The sequence below is a fragment of the Eubacterium sp. 3_1_31 genome (assembly GCF_964249515.1).
Lineage (GTDB): Bacteria > Bacillota_I > Bacilli_A > Erysipelotrichales > Erysipelotrichaceae > Longicatena > Longicatena caecimuris.
Window position 1 is genome coordinate 1 of sequence record NZ_CAXUBY010000002.1, and the last position, 22,716, is coordinate 22,716.

General features: G+C 38.7%; 20 protein-coding genes and 1 pseudogene. 1 reads left to right on the forward strand and 20 read right to left on the reverse strand.

Annotation, left to right across the window (positions count from 1 at the left end; translation table 11 throughout):
* Window positions 1-310 (forward strand): transposase (locus ACESSZ_RS00890; protein WP_499842665.1); only part of this gene is annotated, 310 nt, incomplete at its 5' end.
* Window positions 311-378: 68 nt separating this feature from the next.
* On the opposite strand, the gene ACESSZ_RS00895 is transcribed toward ACESSZ_RS00890, so the two are convergent.
* The 20 genes and pseudogenes from ACESSZ_RS00895 to ACESSZ_RS00990 form a co-directional block, all read right to left on the reverse strand.
* Window positions 379-918 carry a gamma carbonic anhydrase family protein gene (locus ACESSZ_RS00895; RefSeq protein WP_499842666.1) on the reverse strand — a complete coding sequence of 180 codons (540 nt, stop codon included), beginning with the start codon at window positions 916-918 and terminating at the stop codon, window positions 379-381.
* Between the two features lie 709 nt (window positions 919-1,627).
* Window positions 1,628-2,524 (reverse strand): N-acetylmuramic acid 6-phosphate etherase, encoded by an 897-nt coding sequence (gene murQ / locus ACESSZ_RS00900; protein ID WP_008689138.1) that lies wholly within the window; start codon window positions 2,522-2,524, stop codon window positions 1,628-1,630.
* A complete protein-coding gene (locus ACESSZ_RS00905; RefSeq protein WP_008689140.1) occupies window positions 2,503-2,964 on the reverse strand; it encodes a DUF3284 domain-containing protein in 462 nt (153 codons plus the stop codon). Before ACESSZ_RS00905 ends, murQ begins: the two co-directional genes overlap by 22 nt.
* Window positions 2,961-3,926: a Gfo/Idh/MocA family protein gene (locus tag ACESSZ_RS00910; protein ID WP_008689141.1), complete on the reverse strand. Its 966-nt coding sequence runs from the start codon at window positions 3,924-3,926 to the stop codon at window positions 2,961-2,963. The genes ACESSZ_RS00905 and ACESSZ_RS00910 overlap by 4 nt, the downstream gene beginning before the upstream one ends.
* Window positions 3,923-4,849 carry a GNAT family N-acetyltransferase gene (locus tag ACESSZ_RS00915; protein WP_008689142.1) on the reverse strand — a complete coding sequence of 309 codons (927 nt, stop codon included), beginning with the start codon at window positions 4,847-4,849 and terminating at the stop codon, window positions 3,923-3,925. Before ACESSZ_RS00915 ends, ACESSZ_RS00910 begins: the two co-directional genes overlap by 4 nt.
* A 33-nt stretch (window positions 4,850-4,882) precedes the next feature.
* Window positions 4,883-5,980 carry a MupG family TIM beta-alpha barrel fold protein gene (locus tag ACESSZ_RS00920; protein WP_499842667.1) on the reverse strand — a complete coding sequence of 366 codons (1,098 nt, stop codon included), beginning with the start codon at window positions 5,978-5,980 and terminating at the stop codon, window positions 4,883-4,885.
* A 1-nt stretch (window position 5,981) separates the two neighbouring features.
* Window positions 5,982-6,446, reverse strand: coding sequence for a PTS sugar transporter subunit IIA (locus ACESSZ_RS00925; protein WP_008689144.1), 465 nt, complete (start codon window positions 6,444-6,446; stop codon window positions 5,982-5,984).
* Between the two features lie 14 nt (window positions 6,447-6,460).
* Window positions 6,461-7,306 carry a MurR/RpiR family transcriptional regulator gene (locus ACESSZ_RS00930; protein ID WP_008689145.1) on the reverse strand — a complete coding sequence of 282 codons (846 nt, stop codon included), beginning with the start codon at window positions 7,304-7,306 and terminating at the stop codon, window positions 6,461-6,463.
* Between the two features lie 119 nt (window positions 7,307-7,425).
* Window positions 7,426-8,343, reverse strand: coding sequence for a class I mannose-6-phosphate isomerase (locus tag ACESSZ_RS00935; RefSeq protein ID WP_008689146.1), 918 nt, complete (start codon window positions 8,341-8,343; stop codon window positions 7,426-7,428).
* Window positions 8,340-8,909 carry a glucose-6-phosphate isomerase family protein gene (locus ACESSZ_RS00940; protein ID WP_008689147.1) on the reverse strand — a complete coding sequence of 190 codons (570 nt, stop codon included), beginning with the start codon at window positions 8,907-8,909 and terminating at the stop codon, window positions 8,340-8,342. The genes ACESSZ_RS00935 and ACESSZ_RS00940 overlap by 4 nt, the downstream gene beginning before the upstream one ends.
* Window positions 8,910-8,923: 14 nt before the next feature.
* Complete coding sequence (locus ACESSZ_RS00945; protein WP_008689148.1) at window positions 8,924-10,786, reverse strand: class I mannose-6-phosphate isomerase; 1,863 nt, start codon at window positions 10,784-10,786, stop codon at window positions 8,924-8,926.
* Window positions 10,787-10,970: 184 nt separating this feature from the next.
* Window positions 10,971-12,365 (reverse strand): PTS transporter subunit EIIC, encoded by a 1,395-nt coding sequence (locus ACESSZ_RS00950; protein WP_008689149.1) that lies wholly within the window; start codon window positions 12,363-12,365, stop codon window positions 10,971-10,973.
* A 203-nt stretch (window positions 12,366-12,568) separates the two neighbouring features.
* Window positions 12,569-13,930, reverse strand: a complete 1,362-nt coding sequence (locus ACESSZ_RS00955) for a hypothetical protein (RefSeq protein ID WP_008689150.1) — start codon at window positions 13,928-13,930, stop codon at window positions 12,569-12,571.
* A 232-nt stretch (window positions 13,931-14,162) separates the two neighbouring features.
* On the reverse strand, window positions 14,163-14,354 hold the full coding sequence (locus tag ACESSZ_RS00960; RefSeq protein WP_008689151.1) for a FeoB-associated Cys-rich membrane protein: 192 nt from the start codon (window positions 14,352-14,354) through the stop codon (window positions 14,163-14,165).
* A gap of 53 nt (window positions 14,355-14,407) precedes the next feature.
* Window positions 14,408-16,424, reverse strand: a pseudogene (gene feoB, locus ACESSZ_RS00965) (ferrous iron transport protein B).
* Window positions 16,421-16,660 (reverse strand): FeoA family protein, encoded by a 240-nt coding sequence (locus ACESSZ_RS00970; RefSeq protein WP_026006704.1) that lies wholly within the window; start codon window positions 16,658-16,660, stop codon window positions 16,421-16,423. Before ACESSZ_RS00970 ends, feoB begins: the two are co-directional and overlap by 4 nt.
* Window positions 16,661-17,091: 431 nt before the next feature.
* Window positions 17,092-17,706: a tetratricopeptide repeat protein gene (locus ACESSZ_RS00975; protein ID WP_008689158.1), complete on the reverse strand. Its 615-nt coding sequence runs from the start codon at window positions 17,704-17,706 to the stop codon at window positions 17,092-17,094.
* Window positions 17,690-18,535, reverse strand: coding sequence for a DUF5685 family protein (locus ACESSZ_RS00980; RefSeq protein WP_008689159.1), 846 nt, complete (start codon window positions 18,533-18,535; stop codon window positions 17,690-17,692). Before ACESSZ_RS00980 ends, ACESSZ_RS00975 begins: the two co-directional genes overlap by 17 nt.
* A gap of 84 nt (window positions 18,536-18,619) precedes the next feature.
* Window positions 18,620-19,567: a tyrosine-protein phosphatase gene (locus ACESSZ_RS00985; protein ID WP_008689160.1), complete on the reverse strand. Its 948-nt coding sequence runs from the start codon at window positions 19,565-19,567 to the stop codon at window positions 18,620-18,622.
* Window positions 19,568-19,942: 375 nt separating this feature from the next.
* A complete protein-coding gene (locus tag ACESSZ_RS00990; protein WP_008689161.1) occupies window positions 19,943-22,495 on the reverse strand; it encodes an ATP-dependent Clp protease ATP-binding subunit in 2,553 nt (850 codons plus the stop codon).
* Between the last annotated feature and the right edge of the window lie 221 nt (window positions 22,496-22,716).

Here is a 22,716-nt window from a genome sequence, read left to right on the forward strand (position 1 = left end):
CTCAAAATTTAGTAATCCTAAACAGCTTTGCGCTTTTTGTGGAGTAGAGCCTGCCATTTACCAATCTGGAACATCTTCTCATAAAGGCAAAATGGTAAAACACGGTTCTTCTCAATTGCGTTATGTCCTTTTTAATGCAGTTCCATATCTAGTTATTCATAACATAACTTTTCGTAAATTTTTTTATAAAAAGCTTCATGAAGGAAAGAATTACCGTGTAGCACAATCACATGTTGTCAAAAAACTATTACGTGTGATTTATCATTTAGAACTTACTGGAGAATCATTCGACCCAACCTTTCTTTACTAGTCAATTTTATCTAATTTTCAAAGATCAATTTTTGTGCTTTTACTAGCACTTGTTTTTGTCATGCTTTTTCAATCTTTTTCAAAAATGCTTGACTTCTTAATAGTTAGCTCCTTATACTCTTTGCCTAGTTGTGCATAATGCATAGCATTGTCTTGAATTTCCTGTATTTGTTGTGCTGATATTGTCTTTATAACCTTGGCAGGGCAGCCAACAACGATACTGTTTTTAGGTATCTGCATATGTTCTGTCACTAAAGCCCCGGCTCCGATAATACTATGGGAACCAATATGAGCACCATTTAAGATAATGGCACCCATACCAATTAACACCTCATCCTCAATATGACAGCCATGCAAAATGGCATTATGACCCACCGTTACATGTTTTCCTATAGTCAATACATGCTGTGGATCGGTATGTAACGTACAATTGTCTTGAATGTTACTGCCTTCACCGATTTCAATATGATCTTTATCCCCACGAATCACACTGCCAAACCAAACACTGGCATCTGCTTTCATAGTTACATCACCAATGATAGTCGCATTATCCGCAACAAAGCAGGTGGCATCAATTCGTGGAGTATGGTTTCGATATGTCTGTATCATATGTTTCACCTCTTTGCCTTTATTGTAGTTGTATTTGAAAGAAATGTAAATGCTTCTTTAGCTTTTTACAAACGCTTTAAAATGGTATCTTCCCCATCTTTGATTTTTATGAAGCACCATTCAACGCTAAAACCCAATCTAGATGTGTGATAATTACATGCTTATCTATCAGAATTGTAGCGTATAGTAAAAATCATAGATCTTTATACAACTACTTTCCATTGCACTGTTATACCATGCTTTAACAGGTATTCTATGAAATCTTCCTGCTCTATATCAAAATCTATTATCTATTCTAACGAATATTTGCTCATCTTTTCATTTTTTCTTATGTTTATCAAAAATGAGCCTTTCTTTTTTTTGGTATATTTATACTTTGTCACATATTGGTCGATAAACCCAGATAAAAAAGCTAATAGGAAAACCTGATAATCCGTAAATACTTTACCGGTTACAAGCCTCTGTAAGAATAAAACTCAGATGAGAACTACATTGGTGTTTTAATGACTAAAAAAGCATTTTAATTAACTTCCCTTTTAATCGTTTTATATATTTCATCGTCTTTTCAACTCATCGCAAGAATTTCCTCTTTAATCATAAAATCCACCTCTTTCATTGACAAGATCTGTTGCCAATAACTTTATGTAAAGTTACTTGTTAATTCGCATTTTTAATAGGCTTCACATAAAAACACGCTTCTAGCGTGTTTTTACTTACCGGATAATACTTCATTTAAATTGTTGTTTGTTTTTAAGCGTTTTTCTGCTTCCTCATAGGACAGCTTCAGCTTATGCATGACAATGGCGGCTTTTACACTATGATGACTTGCTTCAAATAGCTGCTCTGCACAACTTTCATCACAATCACAGGTCAATTTGATGAGATGCTTTGCTCGCTGCAATAATTTTTCATTTGTTGGCATCACATCTACCATATAGTTTTTATATACTTTACCTAAGGCTATCATTAACGAAGTGCTGATCATATTTAAAACCATCTTTTGTGCCGTACCGGCCTTCATGCGAGTAGAACCGCTGACTACTTCAGCGCCGGTAATGACTTCTATTGCTGTTTCGGCATAAGCCGATATTTTTGCCTTATGACAACAGCTCAATGCACCGGTATATGCACCGATTTCTTTGGCATAGCGTAAAGCTGCCACCACATATGGCGTTCTGCCACTGGCTGCAATGCCAAGCAGGCAATCATTCTTGGTAAAACCGACCTGCTTTAAATCTTCAACTGCCTGTTGTTCATCATCTTCACAACCTTCTACCGCATCCGTTAAAGCAATCGTTCCACCGGCGATAATGCCCTGCACAAGCTCTTTCTTTACACCATAGGTAGGAGGACACTCACTGGCATCCAATACTCCCAATCTGCCCGAAGTTCCTGCACCGATATAAAACAGGCGGCCCTGCTGTTTCAAACACATGGCTGCATGATCCACAAATTCTGCTATCTTTGGCAAACATAACGATACGGCCTGTGCAACCCGTTTATCTTCATTATTAATAATGGTAAGTCTTTCTAATGTGGAAACTTCACTGATCTGTGAAGAAGCCGGATTGATCTGTTCTGTATCTAAGGTTTCGATGGTATCCATGACGTATCTCCTTGTAATTGTTGTTCAATGGCTTTTAATGTTTCCTTTACACGCATTTGCACATTGGCCTCTCGAAATTTTACTCTTGTCTTATAAAACCAGTTATTGATACTTCCTTTTGCACTGTTATCCTCACAATACGTCACTTCAATATGATGTTCATCAACTTCTGTAATATCATAGAAATAACGATTGGATGCCGTCGGTGTCTGATACTTCACTTCATAATAGCGGTTTTCAATTAACGGTCCAACCTGAATTCGAATTTCCAATGCATCTTTTTTTTGTCTTTTTAAAAATCTTGAATACGTATAGCCATCTAGTTCCTCTAACGTAGCCGGTACGGTATTTTTAGAAGCCTGAATATCGGTTTTGATCTGTTTCAACAGATATGTATAAAAACTTTGGGCACTTACTGCCAATGGTACACTGACCTTCATACTGTTTTATCTCCTTTCTCTTGTAATTCTTCCAGCAGCTGACATACCGCAAGAGATTGTTCCCATTGCTGTTGTTGGAAGGCATGATTATTTTTTTGTATCATTTTCAGAAAGGCATCTACTTCATACCAGTGATGATTTTCCTTTGTTTCTGTACCAAGCGCATGCGTGCCTTGTTCATCATGAAAAACAATCGTTCGTAATCGGCTGCAAGCTCCTTCCATATCATAATACCCTTCTTCACATTGGATTCTAGTATGGGCACTTCCCTTACTGTCTTTTCCATAGCTGATGATGGCATTGCATTGCTCATACTGCATCACGATAACACCGGAGGTATCAATACCATTGGTATATCTTACATCATATTTCGTCATAGCTTTCGGATATCCAAGAATGCCATATACAAAATGTAAACAATATACACCTAAATCATACAAAGCACCGCCTTTCATCTGCTTAGCAAACACATTGCTTATTTCTCCCTGTTTTAAAGCATCATATTGTATTGAATATTGGGACAGATCACAGGTTAGTAAATGCGGATGTTTATCCTGTATGGCCTGTTTTAGGATGGAAAAGTTTGGCATGTAAGTTACCGTCATAGCCTCTTGAAAGAAACAGTGATTCTGCTTAGCCAATGCAATCAAAGAATCCAGTTCATCTCTGGAAAAAGCAATCGGCTTTTCACAAAACACATGCTTGCCATGTTGTAAACAGATCTTGCTTTGAGCTACATGTAACGCGTTAGGGGAAGCGATATATACCAAGTCTATTTCTTTATCGTTTACCATATCCTCAAGATCTGTATAAACTTTGGTACAGGAAAATACCGATGCGAATTCCTTTCCTTTTTCCTTTGTTCTTGAATACACAGCATTTACTTGCATATCCGGAAACGTAAGAAAGGTGCTTGTCAATTTTTGGGCAATCTTACTTGTCCCGATAACAGCCAGATTCATGTTCTCACCTTCTCACAGTGTACTAATTTTCTTACGACCTGCATGCCCTGTCGTTCATAAAAACGTCGCCCGTTCTCATCGGTAGAGTGAAACCAAACATTTTTTAAGCCATTTGCTTTCATATCCTGCCACATCAGATGCGCTAAGATGGAACCGATACCGGCATCGCGATATGTTTCTTTCACACCAAAAGGGCCATATCGGTTGGCTTCCTGTAAAATGCCTCTTTGCACATAGCCGATGATTTCCTTTCCTTTTTTACATAACAGAATCGTATTTTCTGCCGTAGCTGATTGCATTGCCGATATAACGTGTTTGCGCCAACCGGCACTGAAATTCATTTGTAGAAAAGATAAAAACGCTTCGCCATCTGCCCATGTAAAGTAAACAAAAGAATAGCCTTCTGCTTCCTTGCGTTGCTTTAATTCCTGGATGCTTTTTGGCATTTGATACGTCGTAAGATCCATCTTCATCGGATATGCGCAAGCTTTGAGCTGATAACCGTGCTTTGTGAAAAAAGACACAGTTTCTTGTTTATTTGCATCAATACCACACATTAGATAATGTGGACTATAAGCACCGACAATCACATGTGGACATTGCAGATAGTTTTCTGCATAAGCCAGTAACCGACTGCCTATCCCCTGTCTTTGATAAGCTTTTTTTACGGCAATGGCATAAATCCATCCCTTATCTTCTTCCAGACCTTTTTCTAAATACGGATACTTTCTTTTGATTGCTATACAAAAACCTACGATTTCTTTTTCGTTCTCTGCTAAGAAAGTAGCCTGATTATCATAATTTTCATCACAAAATAAAGTCTGTACCAGTTTTTTCATCGTTAGCGGATATTCTAAAACCACCTCATTCCACAGTTCCAAAAGCTGGGAAACATCTTTACTTGTAAGTTGATGATAGTTCATTTCCTGCCTCCTAAAAAGACATCCCAAAGGATGTCAAACAGCAATCAGACGATATGCGAAACCTTCCCGATAATATTGCAGTTTCCATGCATCCTCTTTCGCTATACAGCCTGCTACATTAACCCGTTCATCACTGGGCAGATCCTGTAAAACAAACTGTACTTCCCCGCTATAACGCAGGTAGTTTTCATTATCAATGGTAATTGTCAAAGCTTTTCTTTCAACTGTATTATGCGCTTTGATTTTTTTCGCAAACTCCGCCATCTCTCGTGATGATTGGGAACGGAGTATGCGGGAATTGCTGTCATAGCGAATGGCATGCACGCGCCCTAACAGCAACTGCTTTTCTTCCTTTGTTGCATTTTCTAAAAATGAGACATGCAGCACCAATTCCTTTTTATGCAAGATGCAATACAATGCATCCAACTCGGTTTCCTTTAAATAGGCATCCCCTGCCAACAGCCAATCAGCCACTAATGAAGCAGAAAGTTCTAAAGCGGCTTTTTCCACCGACATGTAACGCTGTTTTTCCATGGTAGGCAATCCTTTGAATATCGGCCCTCTTGGATGAGTGTGAGAAGCGATACAGGCAGTGACCGGAATACCATATTTATGAAACAACTGATATTGACTGATCATGAAATCCATATCTAACCCAGTATCTTCTCTAGGATAAAAATTATGACAGTCCTTTATTTGTATCTGATGCTCTTTTGCTTTTTCCAAATATGGAAGCAATTCTTTTTCCTGTAAGATGGAAGCATTTAAAATAAAGGTAGAAATCCCGGTTTGCTTGTGCAAAGCTTCCATGATATCCGCATTACATCCGTAATCCAATCGCATGGCATCTAGTTGTAATGAAGCAATGGCTTCGCATGTAAAGGGATCCTGTAATATTTCCATGATACTGCCACCACCGAAATCCACACTGATTTCCATACGGAAACGATGTACCTGTTTAACCAATATGGCGAGGAATCGGAGTTGTTCTTTTAGCGTGTATTCTGGTAAATGGGCAGAAGTAAATATTTCCTTACAGTCTTTGCTTTTTGCCAATGCCAGATAAGACTGCATTTTTGTTTCATCTGCATGTTCTTCTAAATAAAGAGATACACCATATCCCTGTATCATATTAGGCATCCTGAACAGTGATACGGATGATACCGGTATCTCCTGCTTCTACCATTTCGTTTTCTTTTAATAATTCAATCTTTTCCTGATTCAAAAAAACGATTGGCGTAATTGGTGATTTGGCCTTTTTACGTAATTTTTTATAATCCGCAACAACCAGTAAATCGCCTGCCTTCACATGTTGTCCCTGTTCAACTTTTGTTTTATACAAATGTTTGATAGTGTGCGTTTCCAAGCCGATATGTATCAATACCTGTACACCGCAATCCGCTTGCAGACAAACTGCATGTCCTCCCGGAAATACTGCCGTAACGACACCATCCATCGGAGCAATGACTTCACCGCCTAAAATATCCAGCGCAAAGCCATCTCCCATAACACGATCCGCAAAAACCTCATCAGGAACACAACTGATATCCAACAGTTTTCCTTTTATCGGAGCAAGAAAAGTCTTTATCTTTTCCATAACATTTGAATCTCCTATCTGTTTTCTTTTAATTCCTTTAAGATTTCTCGATAACCATCCAATAACTGGCTCGGAGAATTACTTATCCGTTTTGCCAGACCGACAAAGAGCATATCGACAACAAATAACTGTCCATAGCGTGAAAAAATAGCGGCCAATCTTGATTCATTCATTTCCACACTTGGTATCACAATATTAATATCACTTAAGGCACGCAATTTGTTTTTTGTATTATTGGTAATAGAAATTACCTTTGCGCCCATTTCCTTTGCTTTTCTGGCAGCTATATTGACTTCCTTGGTACGACCGCTGAAACTGATTGCCACAACCACATCTTTATCCGTACACAAAGCGGCATTTAACGTACCAAAGTTAGAATCGGTAATATATAGAGCCCGCTTTCGCAGCTTAATCATTTTCTGATGCATATCCTGAGCAACGATGCCACTGCTGCCGACACCAAACAGGAAGATGTTTTCCGCATCTGCCAGTAAGGTGATAACTTCCTCAAATACCTTGATTCCATTGAAGTCCAGCACATCCTTACAAACCTGATCGATATGCGAAATGATTTTATTCGGCATATCATCAAAGTCTGATGCCCATTCAAATATTTCATGGGTATTTTCCACACTCAAACTTTCAATATTCTTTGCCAGTTCAATCTTGGTTTCCGCAAAACTCTTTCCTAATACTTTTCTTACGAAACGAGAAACAGAAGCAGAAGAAGTACCGATTTCAGCCGCAAGTTCATGAATGTTCATAGAAATTATGTCTTTGCCATGGCTTAAAAAATAATCCGCAATGGCTTTGTCAGATTTAGACAATGTCGCATAGACACTTTCAATTTTTGTGTTCATATTCACACCCCATTAACATTCATATTATATCATTACCCCGGTTATTATGCTAACTGATTTCTCGTTTATCGCTCATTCTTATGCTTTTTAAATAGCATTTTCATGCATATTTCATCGTTTTATGGTTTCCAACCTTGTAAAATACGCAAATTTCCTTTGATGCGATATTGCTTCGCACTTGCCGGTATGAGTAGCGTCTGCGTATAGTTTAAAGCAAATGCTTCCCCTTTACACTCTACAACCCCACTTCCATCTACGCATACGATTACATGATATTGGTTGTTTGTTTCAAACAGTCCTTCCTTGGCAATATCAATCACATCAACATGAAACAGCGGGTGATCCACACCAGTATTTCTCTGATTGCATGGTTTATCTGGCAATGGATGATGTGTCATGCTGCAGGCTTCATCACAATCCAATACCGCAAAGCCTTTTTCCAGATCCAAGGGTCTTGGTCTGCCATAGTCATACAAACGATATGTGATACCGCCAAAGCTGCCAATCTCTATCGCCAGCATATCCTTACCACAAGCATGCAGCAATCCTGCCGGAATCAAAGCAAAGTCGCCTTTTTTTACCGGTATGCGTTGAATGTATTTTTCTAACGTACCTTCTTCAATCGCTTTTTTCAATACTGCTTTATCCGTAGTAGTCGTACCTGCTACGATGCTTGCACCTTCTTTCGCATCCACAATGTACCAAGATTCTGATTTTTCATAATCCCCTAAAATAGCGGCATCTGTTTCCTTGGGATGTACCTGAATGGATAGATCTTCGATTGCATCAATGTAAGCAGCCCGAATCAACTGATTACTATCATCCCTACCCATCAGTTCCTCATGATGTTCTTGAATCAATTCCTTAATACTTTTTCCCTGATATTCACCTTCCGCAATTAGATTTTCTGAATTTTTATAGGCACATACTTCACGGGCGATTCCAATACCTTCTTCCGGTAAGGAACGGATATCATGTAGGGTATGCCCTGCCCATATCGTTTTGATATAGACAGGCTGAAGTCTTAAGGGTTTCATTCCTGCTTCTCCCAGACAATCTTACCATCTCGTTTATAACAGCGGTAAGGGAATCCTCTTTCTTGAATGGATTTGTGATCCTGTTTACTAGAAGGTAGCGAACATGCCGCCACTGCCAACACTTCATCGCCACTATTGATGATACGATGTGCATAATGCCCATTGATATAATGCAAGGAGCCTTTGAATATTTTTTCTACATAGAAATCCTGTGCGCCATCCCAAAACAATAGGAAACCTTCGCCTTTTAAACCATAATAGTATTCATCACAATCACTATCCCCATGATAATGGCCGCTGGTCATGGCACATTCCCCATCTACCGTAAACGGATTGATATAAGTAATACCCCATTGCAGATTTCCTTTCACATAACTTTCACGATTAAAGTTTTGATTGCTTACCCAATACGCTAAGTTATCGCCATGTTCCTTTAATGCTTCTTCATTATTATAAACACCGATGCATTCCTTAACTTTCTTTTGTCGATCTACTACATTTTGTCCCTGTAATTTACAGGTATCCCAAAATTCCTGTATTGCTTTTGGTTCTCTGATAAAATCCATGGTATCCTTCCTTTCTAACGATTTTTATAGTCCAAATTCTTATAACGTGAATAATTTTCTCTTAAGAAGGTCTTATGTATCACAACCGGCTGATAGCCTTTAGCTTCAATGACATAATCCTCAATCGTTGCCGGAATCGTTACAATATCCAAGTATTTCTGAGTATAGCTAAATTCCGGATGCGATTTGGAATATACCTTGATTTCTTCTCCATCCACTAAGGTGAGTACGGTAAACTGACCGTTATTTTTACCTTCGTAAATTGCATGGGTTTCCATTTCGATTCGATTGGTCTGATAATACATCAAGTCTGTAGAACCAACGGTATATTCACGATATTGTGGTGTTTCTTCGACCATTATCGGTTCAATGGCAATGTTGTTATCTACCCATTCACTATCCCTTTCAAAATGTAAAACCTTTTCTGCATTCGCAGTATGGATTGGTCGTACCTTACCTTCTTTATCCTTACGGTTATAATCATATACCTTATACGTATATGAGCCAATCGTTAAGCTTCCCAGTTCCAAAATCAACTGATTTCGTCCGGATGAATGAATCGTTCCTGCCGGCAGCATGATCTGTTTGCCCGGTATGGATGGTACGGCATTAACATATTTCTGATAATCAATATCACAGTGATCCTTTTCTGATTTTTTCGCCAGCTCCAAAAATTCCCTGCCATCATTTTTCCAGCCGACATACGTCTTGGCTCCATGTCCGGTCGCAATCACATAATAAGCTTCATCCTGACGGCCGAATTCATCATAGTTTTCAATGATAAAATCTTCATCCGGATGCACCTGAATCGACATGTTGCCATCACTGTGCCATGTATCATCATAGTTGAAACGAATTGGGAAATAACCTTCAAATTCTTCCATACAATGCTGTCCCATCATTTCTAAGCCTTTCTTTTGAACAAAGGTATAGAATGGGATATCCGCAACATCATCTCCCACTGCGACTTCAATACTTACTTCCATCGGGATAAATTCAAAGATCCATGCGATATTGCCGGCAATATCCATAGGAATATTACGAATCTTACGGATGTATTCTCCTCCCCAGATGCCTTCCAGATATACCGGTTTGGCACGGAATGGATATTGAATCAGCGTATCTAGGATTTCATTTAAGGCATGGTTGTATAACATGCGGCGATCATTATCATCATTATCCAAGATGTAGAAAGTAATGGCATCTTCATCTAGTAAAGTCTTACGTAAACGCAGTGTTACTTCAAAGTCGACAAAGTAATTACGACGCATCAACAAATTGAATGGTCTTGCACTTTCATCGCCGATATTCACGAATTTTTCTTCTCGAGCACGAATCGCCGCAACTTTCGGTGTTACATCTAAATAGGCAATGCCATTGGCTGCCTTACGGATGGCTTCACTGGCACTTCCCATGCCATATATCAAATGAATGCCTTTTTTTCTTTCCTTCAGCGTTTGTACTACTTCCGCCTGTTTCGCAGGATCAATAAAATTCTCGATATTCCCTTTGTATAATCTACCGAATAATAGTACCGGATCATCTTCATAGTTTAATGGTAGACTTTCTTTTGTCAGCTCATCTATTTGCGCCTGTGTTTTATAAATATCCCACATATCGTAAACATACAGGTCTGTTTGATTTTCTTTTGCAGCTTTTTGCAGTGCTTCCACCATAGATCCAAATTGCGCACTGACATAGCCATCCATGCATAAGACATAGCAATCATCACGCATGGCAGTCTGCATAGTGGTAATCATCGTTTTAGCGATAATTTCATTCCCACGAATGAAATTTTGTCGTACATCATCTTTCAATTGAATTTTGTTTACAGCATTTGGCTCATCATAAGCTAATGGTTTAAACATGAAACTCATAACAATTTCCTCCTTTATACGATACATTCATTCTGCTTCGCATATATACTATATGAAAGTTCATTTGCATAAAGTTTTGATACATATATTTTACATAGTCGATACAGAATGAATGGTTTTGTTTTTAATTATGAACTTATGCACCATCCTGCCTTTCATAGGCAGGATGTACATAAGTCTTTTTTTATTCTTCTACGATGAAGGTATCCAGATTTTCCTGTTTAACACCAACAAACCAAGTGAATAAGAAGCCGCAAGCAATAGAAGTCGCATATGCTAATAAGTATACCAGTGGTTTGGTATTAACCAAAGTTCCTAAGATACCGGAAACGTTGATTGTTACGGCGCCCATTTCTGGGAAGAAGCCACAAACCAAGCCGCCAACACCGGCACCTAGGCAGGCAGTCACAAAGGCTCGGCCTAATGGTAAGGTAACACCGAAGATCAATGGTTCACCGATACCTAAGATACCAGCAGGTAAGCCACCGACGATGGCACTCTGTAAAGCTTTTTGTTTACGATATTTGAAATACAACGCGGTCGCTGCACCAACCTGTCCGCCACCAGCCATAGAGTTAAATGCATACAACGGTGTGTAACCTAACTGCTGAATCAATGCCGTATGTACCGGTGTCAGACCTTGATGCATACCGGTCATTACCAATGGCAGGAACAATGCAGATATAACAGCACCGCCTAAAGGACCGGCATTATTGAATAACCACATCAATGCTTCTGTAATACCATCTGTGATAAGTCCGCCAACCGGCTGCAGGATGTAAATCGTAATGATACCGACAATGACAACCGATAAGAGCGACGGCATGTGAATGCGCAAGGCATTTGGTGTATGCTTTTTGATTTTTCTTTCGACAACAGCAATCAATGCACCAGCTGCCATTGCGGCCAATGTACCACCACGGCCATTTGCGAAAGATAAGCCTAAGAAGCCCATCGCAACGCCATTTAATCCGGCAACGTTGGTAACAATACCACCGGCAACCAAGCCAAGGTATGGATTTCCACCCATGACTTTTGCGGCCTGCATGGCAACAGCAATATTCAGATACGTAAAGAATGTACTAGCTAATACATTTAATACAGCCATGAATTGTGAACCGCCATCCACAACAGCAGCCGGATCAAATAAACTAATACCGGTCATGTTAAAAATCAACACAAACAGCTTCATGATACCAAAGATCAAACCGGTTCCGGCAAATACCGGAATCAATGGTGCGAATACTTTCGCAAAGAAACTGAAGATACCTTTAGCATCTTTCTTCTTCATCAAAGCACCATCGGCTTTCACTTCGGAGTAGTTCAAGCCGGGCATCGTTTTTAATTCCGTACAGACATCATCTGCCACACCCGGACCTAATACGATCTGCGGTTCTTCCGGAGAACCAACTACCCGTAAAACCCCTTTAATGTTTCCCAATGCCGCTCTGTCAACCTTAGATGGATCCACTACAACGACACGTAGCCTGGTCATACAATTCTCAAAGACCTTAATGTTTCCAGCTCCTCCTAAGCCTTCTAAGATCTGCTGACCTAGTGATAATTTTTCAGCGCTCATAAATTACCCTCTCTTTCTTACACCGAAATTACATTATCTGAAACTAACTGTAATTTAATTTCATGTATATTATAATATCTGTGTAATTAAATTACAACTATTTTTTATACTTTCTCGTAATTTAATTTCATTTATGTGTAAAATGTATTAAAAAATGGCATTTTTTGCCACTTTTCGACGTATTTTATCTTTTATTATGTAATTTATTTTCTTTTTTCTATAGTATAAAAGTGTACACTTGTTGGATTCATCTCTCTTGTGAACGTAATTTTATCTACATTTTGAAATTTAGTTTCTCTTGAAATACTCAATTTCATACAACTTTTATCTTGCAGACAGTTGTTATGAAAAGCATCCACATAATATTCTTTCATGATATAATCCGCCTTTTTTATATGTTTTAGCAGAAAATGATATTCCCGTTTATCTTCTAATGGATTCGCTGCCATGATGGCATAGCTGTCTTTATCTTTGGTCGCGATGATTTGATTTTCCGTATCTTCTTCCACAATGAGCTGCCAAGGCTTGAGCCAGTGAAACATCGTCATGACATGCCCGCTTGGTGTTGGGATATAAGTATCTTCCATTTGTAAGAACATCGTTCTTCCTAACTGCTGATTCGGATTATGAAAACTGCACCAAGGAAACATCTTTAAGTTTTTACAATAGGAACCTAACAACATGCCGGCTACTTCACCACTGGCGTTATGTAAATTGTCCGGTCTGCCGGCATCTCCCAAACCATAACGCATACCGTATTCGCTCATCATCAAAGGCAATTCCGGTAAGTTAAATTCTTTTCGCAGTTCTTCATGACGAATATAAAATTCTAAGATGCGGCATGGATTTCCATGATATTCATGCATTGAATAATAATCAATTTTGCGCTTTTCATCCTTTGCCAGAAGCCGCATAAAAGCATCCCAGTATTTCCAATTGGACATACCTGCCGACATCCCAAAACCACCAATCTGCAATGGCTGTTCATAAGAATGTTTGGCATTTAAACGAGCTATGGCACGACTAGCACACTGATATAACGGATAGTATTCTTCCATGCGCAAGCCACCGAAACGCGGAATTTCCACTTCATTACAACATTCAATATAGACAATATTGGCAATATGCTCTTTATAGTATTCCACTACCTTTTCAAAAACTTTTTCATAGGTTTCCAGAGTAATGATTCCTTCAATAACTTCACGCTCATAACGGCGAATATTCAACATAACCGTTTTGGCATGCGCCGCATGAGAACGCAGATAATCTTCTTCATGCACCTGAAAAGGACTTACTTCCGTCAACGGCCAATCGTATTCATAATGCTTATTATCACCAACATAGCGATTTTCACCAATCAGATAATTCCAATGATATTCATTCGTTCGATAATCCCAAACTTCGTCCAAGGTCACAAACAGCCGAATGATATCCGGCTTACCGATAATCTCCTCCATGACCTCAGGAAAATCCGTATTCGGGGTATAACGTAAAGTCGTGTTCTGGTATTTCTCTACGTTTGGCCATGCCCTTAAAACAGTTGCTGCATCAATTACAATGTTCATGATATCCTCCTCTTATGTAATTATATTTCATTTATAAGATATCACCATTGTAATTAATTTTCAATATGTTATTGATTCTTTCTTTTCCAATACCTTTTATCTGAAAAATTTATTTCTTTATCTAAAAAATTCATTACAGCATGAAACATAGAAAAAAGAGACTGTAACCTCATAGACTTATCAATCTTGTCTATTTCATTACAGCCTCAAGTAAGACAATTATTTATGCAATTTATTCTTTCAGCTTTTTATCAGCCTCATCTTTTTTATAATCTTCATAGAAATTGGAAAATGCATGACAGGAACTGCAATCACTTGTACAAGAGCCACAACCGCTATTTCCTTTTTTAGCTCTGGTTACATAAAAGACAATGATCAATAAGCCGATAATAATGGCGCTCACGATAACATCTGCTAAGTTCATATCATCACATCCTTCTTATACTATTAGTATATGTTTTTTTCTTGATTCTGTCATCAGAAAAGCAAGGAACCTATCTGATAAACAAGTAGTGCTACCACATAAGCTACACCGGTTTGATAAGCCACTGTAGCCAATGCCTGTTTCATAGAACCTAAATTCACGTTTTGTTGCCGCAAAAGCAGCTACACATGGCATATATAACACCGTGAAACATAGGAAAGCAAATGCGGATACCGGAGAGAAGATCGTTTGCAGAGCTACGGATAATCCGGCATCACTAGTCGTATTGGTTAATACAGAGAGGGTAGAAACAACACTTTCTTTCGCCGTAATTCCGGTAACCAATGCCGTTGATGCACGCCAGTCCTCAAAGCCTAATGGGGCAAAAATATGGGAGATCCAAGTTCCGATGTTAGCCAACATACTGGTAGATGAATCTTCTACAAAGTTAAAGGCAAAGTCAAAGCTTTGTAAGAACCAGATGATGATACTAGCTACAAAGATGATCGTAAAAGCTTTACGTAAGAAATCTTTTGCTTTTTCCCACATGTGTAAGAGCACACTTTTCGCACTTGGAATACGATAAGCCGGTAATTCTAAGACAAAGGGTACAGATTCCCCTTGAAATACAGTACGCTTTAATAATAAAGCAGACAGTATCGCAACAAAGATGCCTATCAGATACACACTAATCAAAATAAGTGCCGTATGTTCAGGGAAAAAGGCAGCTGTGATCATGCCGTAAATAGGCAGTTTTGCACTACAGGACATAAAAGGTGTTACCACGATTGTCATCTTGCGATCACGATCACTACTTAAGGTCCGAGTTGACATGATTGCCGGTACGCTGCAGCCAAAGCCAATCAGCATTGGCACAAAGCTTCTGCCACTTAAGCCAAGCTTGCGCAATGCCTTATCCATGACGAAGGCTACCCTTGCCATATAACCACTATCTTCTAATAAAGAAAGAAAGAAAAATAAGGTAACGATGACTGGAAGAAACGATAAGACACTTCCTACCCCATTACAGATACCATCAATCACCAAGGCATGCAGCCAAGAGCTTACTTGTAAATGCATTAGTAAATCACTTAACGCATTGACCGCAATGTCAATTCCTTCTTCTAATAAGCCTTGCAAAGTACCACCAATCGGTCCAAAGGTTAAATAGAAAATCATCAACATAATAAGGATAAAAACCGGAATACCTAAGTATTTATGCGTTAACAGCTGATCAATGCGCTGACTGCGCTTTAATCCTTGTGAGCGATGATTTTTCACAACACAATCTTTTACCAGCTCTTCAATATAAGAATAACGCATATCCGCTAATGCCGCCTCACGGTCTGTACCTAAAGCATCTTCCATGCTTTTAACGATTTTTTCTATAATATCCAGATCATCTTGATGTAAGTGCAAAGCACGCTGCATCGGTTCATCACCTTCAACCAATTTGGTAGCCGCAAAGCGTGTTGGATAATCTGCAGTCTGCGCATGATCTTCAATGATATGTGCAATTGAATGAATGGCACGATGTACTTCACCTTTACAAAAATCCAGATGAATGGCTTCTTGATGTTTACGTGTTTCCTTCTTGATTACACTAATCAAATCATTGATGCCTTCATTCTTACTAGCGGAAATCGGTACGATGGGAATTTGTAAATGCTTTGACAGCTTTTCTACATCAATACTGTTTCCACTGGCAGTAACTTCATCCATCATATTCAATGCGATGACCATCGGTGTCTTTAATTCCATCAACTGTAAAGATAAATATAAGTTTCGTTCAATATTGGTCGCATCCACGATATTAACAATTAAGGCAGGATGATCTTTTAAGATAAAATCTCTTGTGACAACTTCTTCACTTGTATAAGGCGACAAAGAATAAATGCCCGGAAGATCGACAAGTGTTGCCTCTTTGAAATTCTTAATGATTCCCATTTTCTTTTCTACTGTTACCCCGGGAAAGTTACCGACATGCTGATTGCTTCCGGTTAAACGGTTAAATAAGGTTGTCTTGCCACAGTTCTGGTTACCGGCTAATGCAATTAGCACTTCACTCATAGCACTTCCTCCTTAACTAGTACTTCAATCTCTGCTGCATCCTGCAAACGCAGTGTTAATACATAACCACGCAAATATAATTCCATGGGATCTCCCATAGGGGCAATCTTAGTTACCTGAATTTTGGTCTTAGGAGTTAATCCCATATCTAAAAGTCTTCTGCGCAATGCTCCTTGCCCACCTACACTTTGTATGATGCCGCCCATACCCGGACGTATTTTGTCTAATGTCGTCATCATGCTGTCTACCGCCTTCCTAAAAAAGTTATACGCGTCTAACGTTTACATATCTATCATACTCGAAATTCTTAACTTGTCAACAAATTGCATGTGTTTCGTAAAGAAAAGTAATAAATTCATGTATGAATGCGTTTACATCAAATGATATGCTCTGTCGTGTATAATGATAAGTAAAAAAGACAAGAGCGAAAGTAAATTCTCGTTAGCGGGTCTTTCTGGATTTGATGCATATTAGGCAATGAAAAGCACATCACCCTGTGAAACAAAGTAACGACTAGCTTTGTGCCTAATTGAGGCAAAGACTGCCTTTTATATAAAACAGCTTTCTATATCATAAAGGCTTTTTCCAGATAGATGTGATGTATCAATTAAGATTCTTCATTACAGGAAAAAGCAAAAAACGCCATAATAAAAAGAGTGTTTCCACTCTAACAGCATAATATAGGATAGCACATGCCGCCTCCACCAAGGCACATATTACATAACAGCAAATAACAACAGAAATTGCTTGCACCACCAAACGGTGTCTGCATCTGCTGATAGCGCGTCCTGCCTCTTTGCAACTGCGCATACAATTGACGATACTGTTGGTTGCTTGGATCCATTTGACAAGCTTTTTCCGCCGCATCCATTGCCGCAATATGATTACCTAAGCCATAATTCGCAATGGCAAACAGATAATACCAGCTGGCATCACGTTCTTGAATATTAATTAAAACATTGTACGCTGCCTGATATTGACCGGTATTCAGATAATTCACTACCGCTTGATAATCATTCGTTGCCCCACCCTTTTGATAGCCTTGATAATTACCATAGCTACTGCTAAAGCCACTGGCATTCCAAAAGTCTTGCGGTCCACCGTTTTTCTTATAATCCATGATCTGCTGGTAAGCATTCTGAATTTCTTTAAACTTTTCTTCAGCTCCCGCTGTTTTATTTACATCCGGATGATACTGCTTTGCTAATCGTCGGTATGCTTTTTTTATTTCATCTTCACTGGCATCTCTTGATACCCCTAATATCTTATAAGGATCTTCCATCTTCTTCACCTGTTCTCTTTTTACGTGCTAATTCATATTTTGCCCATATCCCTGAGTATAATACGTTGCGGATGATATCTGCATACGCAATGATAGGCAATATTTCAAAAGCCTCACATGATGCGGAAATCATCAATTCTAAAATCGTGCGCATGCGTTCATCAAAATCGCTTTTCTTCGCTTCTTCTAACAAAGGATTAAAACACTGTTTCTTTTTATCTTCTTCTAGATCATCATAAGCATCCAGCAGATAAATATAGCGTCCCAGATAATCGCCCATCGTTCTTAAAGTGGGTGCCCACACATCTTCCTTGTAGCATAAAATTTCTGCCATAAAACGTCCTGTATAGGAAGCCAACAGATCCAGATCCCTAGTTCCCTTTTTTTCTTCTTCACCAAGTGCTATCAAGGCTTCTTCAATACGTGTTACTTTCTCAGGATACTTTTGCTTAATGCTTTCATAGCGATGCTTTAATACTTTCTGATACATATGTGATGTATGCGAATGTTCATCCTGCCAATTGTCTTCACACTTTAAATACGTTAAGACAATCGTCATCTCGGCCGCATAGCTAAGATAGATGTTATCATACATCCTATGCTTTTGCATGGGATGTATCATACAGCGTTTCATCTTCTCTTCCGTAGGCGGTTCATATAACGCAGTTAACAAAATGGCCAGAAATGTCATATCGTAATTTAAGGAAAACCGTGACAGCTGTCCAAATTCTTTTTTCAAACATTGACAAAGGCCACAGTAAAAACTGCGATAAACATCAAAATCTTTGATTTTTAGTTCCGGTTTATTTACAATGACATAGCCAAACATGCTCTTACCTCAAATATATTCATGTCATATAGTTTAACCTGTTCTTTAAAAAAATTCAAGAACAGGCGTTAAAATAACATGATTCTACATATTCAAAGGATATAAAAAACATTGTTTTAGATGCTTTCTTTGTGTTTCATCAATACCGAATTCTGCTTGAAAATAGGCTTCATAGGTTTGATAGCGTTGTTTAATAGCCTGCAAAGCTGCCCTAAGATACTGCTTTTGTACCCCCATTACAGCCTCCATATCCGTTTGCGAAGCTGTTACCTGCGCATAGATTTTCGCATTCTCCTTTTTACGATACTGATTGCTTAAGACATAATCATTTAAGATGGTTTCTTCATCAACATCAAGCAGCAACAATAGCAAAGCTGCCCCAAAACCAGTGCGATCTTTTCCTGCACTGCAATGAAACAATACAGGTACCTCTTCCTCTAACACCACTTGTACAAGAAGGCGATATGCAGGATTATCAAAAGGAAGCTTCCTATAAACCTGCATCATCATATTCTTTAACAATGTGACATCTACTTGTTGCAATAATGTCGCAAAATCAAAACTGCCTTTTACATCCATTCCTTGATCAAAAGTTATCGCCGATATGGGATGATACTTCGCTTCCCGTAAGTGGATGTCCTCCTTGCCTTTACGTTCCATATCACTACGCAAATCCAGAATATGTTGTATATGCAGTTGATGCAAATAATCCACATGATCCTTCTGTAAATCACACAAAGGAGCACTGCGATAAAAACAATCATAGCGTACCTGTTGTCCATCACGATTCACATAACCGCCAAGATCACGAAAGTTCACAACACCGGTGTCAGGTAGCGCCCGTGGTTTTACGACAAAGGTTTGCTTGTCTTTGCGAATATAGAGCATTGGACGTTTGTCCTTGCCAGAAAGCAAAAGGCGCTGATTTCCTGTAACCTGCTGTAAGAGGCATCTTTTCTCATCGTAGACATCATAAACTCCTGCATCTGCATCCATCTCTAACAACCAACCATCTTCATAACGTAATTCCATAGTTAATATCTCCTATTCATCACACATATCATATATTTTCTACTATCTTCTAGTATACCTGCAATGTATCATGAAAACAATTCTTCAAGAAGGAATCCATACGTTTTCTTGCATTTCGTAATCCTCTATCTGCACATTAATCCTAGCCGTTAGGCGTTAGATAAGTCCTTATTCGATTTATAATTCACTGGAAAGGCATAAAGGATACATTGGTAATGTACCTTATAAAACTACTGGGTAAAACAGCCATAACAAAAAAAGATCCCTCCTTTCATAAACAACGTTTTATTTATTTTCATTGTCTACTTTAGAGGAATCATATCAAAGCTGTCTGAAAAACAGTCAACAAAGGGAATCTTTTTTTTATTCTAGTCCTTATGCATGAACCGTAACGACGTAATCGCCATCAACGACATCAACACTGATGACATCATCCTTACCGGCATTGCCTTCAATCATCTTACGAGCAATCAGCGTTTCAATGTTACGCTGGATATAACGCTTCATAGGTCTTGCCCCATATACCGCATCAACGCCTTGAGTAGCAATACTGCGATATACAGCGTCACTAACTTCTAACTTAATATCTTTATGGGCTAATCGCTGTGTCAGCTCATCCATAAATTTATGAGCAATCTTACCTAACATATCATCATTTAAAGCATTGAACACAACAATTTCATCAATACGATTGATAAATTCCGGCTTAAAGTATTTCTTCACTTCGTTTAAATATTTGTCTTCTTTATCTTCTTCATCAAAGGCAAACTGACTTCCCAGATTACTTGTCATGATCAGCAGCGTATTCTTAAAGTCTACGGTCACACCTTTGGAATCGGTAATACGTCCATCATCCAGAATTTGCAATAATACGTTAAAGACATCCGGATGGGCTTTTTCAACCTCATCAAACAGTACGATAGAATATGGATTCCGACGGATTGCTTCCGTTAACTGACCACCTTCATCATAACCGACATATCCCGGAGGAGCACCAATCAAACGGGCAACGCTATGTTTCTCCATATATTCACTCATATCAATACGAACGATATGTGATTCACTATCGAAAAGCTGTTCTGCCAATGCTTTGGCAACTTCTGTCTTACCGACACCGGTAGGTCCTAAAAATAAGAAGCTTCCGATAGGACGATTTTCATCTTGAATCTGGGCTTTGCTACGTAGAATGGCATCACTTACAAGCTCTAAGGCATTATCTTGTCCAATGACACGTTTTTGCAATGCTTCTTTTAAATGCAATAATTTCTGACGCTCACTTTCCACTAATCGTGCAACTTCTATACCGGTCCAGCGCGAAACAATCTTGGCAATGAGCTCTTCATTTACCGTTTCCTGAATCAAGGCATCCTCATTATGTTCTTTTTCAGCTTGCTCACGAATGAGCTTCTCTAAATGCGGAATGGTTCCATACTGCAGCTTCGCCGCATCCTCATAACGAGCCTCACTTTGTGCCTGTTCTAAGTCTAAGCGTGCTTTTTCCAGTTTTACCTTGGCATCTTTGCTTTCTTCCAAAACAGCTTTTTCATCTTCCCATTTTGTATAAAGCTCATCTTTCTTTGCACGTAACTCTTCCAATTCTTTCTTAATATCATTCAATCGTTCAATTGCTTTTTTATCTTCTTCCTTCTTTAACGCCGTTTCTTCGATTTGCAGTTGCATGATCTTACGTTGTAATTCATCCAATTCTTGTGGCATGGATTCCATTTCCACCCGTAAGGTAGCACAAGCTTCATCTACTAAATCAATGGCTTTATCCGGTAAGAAACGATCTGTGATATAACGATTTGACATAGTAGCTGCCGCAATGATTGCTTCATCTAAGATTTTTACACCATGATAAGATTCAAAGCGATCTTTTAAACCACGCAAGATACTGATGGTATCCTCAACCGTTGGCTCTTGCACAGTAACTCTTTGGAATCGACGTTCCAAAGCTGCATCCTTTTCGATATACTGACGATATTCATTAAAGGTCGTTGCTCCGATACAACGCAATTCTCCACGCGCTAGCATTGGCTTCAACATATTGCCGGCATCCATACTGCCTTCGGTTTTACCGGCACCAACCAAATTATGAATTTCATCAATAAACAATATAATGTTTCCTTCGGCATTTTTTACTTCTTCCAAAATTGCTTTTAAACGTTCTTCAAACTCACCACGATACTTCGCACCGGCAATCAAAGAACCCATATCCAATTCAATCAGTTTTTTATCCTTTAACGAACTAGGTACATCACCCTTCATGATACGCCAAGCAATTCCTTCCACTACAGCGGTCTTACCAACGCCTGGCTCACCAATCAATACTGGGTTATTTTTCGTCTTACGAGATAAGATTTGGATAACACGGCGAATTTCATCATCACGGCCAATAATAGGATCAATTTTACCGCTTTTTACATCTTCGACCAAATCACGACCGTATTTACTTAAAGCCTCTAAATTGCTTTCCGCATTTGGTGTATCCATATTTTTGCCACCACGACGTTTCAGTTCCTCTTCCTTGCATGCTTGCTCATTCAGGTGGAACTCTTTCACCAACTGTTTAGAAATATAAGATTTGTTAAACAGTAAGGCGATAAAAACACTGGCAACACTTAGATAGCTTTCCTGAACGGAATCACTCCATTGCTGCGCCTTATCAAATGACTTCGCAACTTCATTTGAGAATTGCGGATTCACATTGGAACTGCGAGCTACCCTGCTCATCTCATCATCAATCATTTGTAAAGCTCTTATCTTATCAATATTCAATCGCTTAAACAGTCCATCTAACACATCGTTTTCAAAGATAGCTTTCAGCATTTGAATTGTGTCAATGGTTGTATGCTGATAGGTTTTACAGATTTCGACGGCATGCATGATAACTTCTTGCAGTTTCTCACTCATCTTTTCAAAGTTCATAGTATCACGCTCCTTTAGCACTCTAACACTTTGATTGCTAACTGTATTATAGCACAAGTTTTAGCACTGTCAACACTTGAGTGCTAATTTTTACTTAAAATGATTTTCATTTAAAGTAGAGGTATGCTATTTTTAAGAATCATTTGCCAATATTTTAATGACTTGTATATTTTATATTCTTGCATCATAACAAAAAGCTATACTGCATATTGCGCAATATA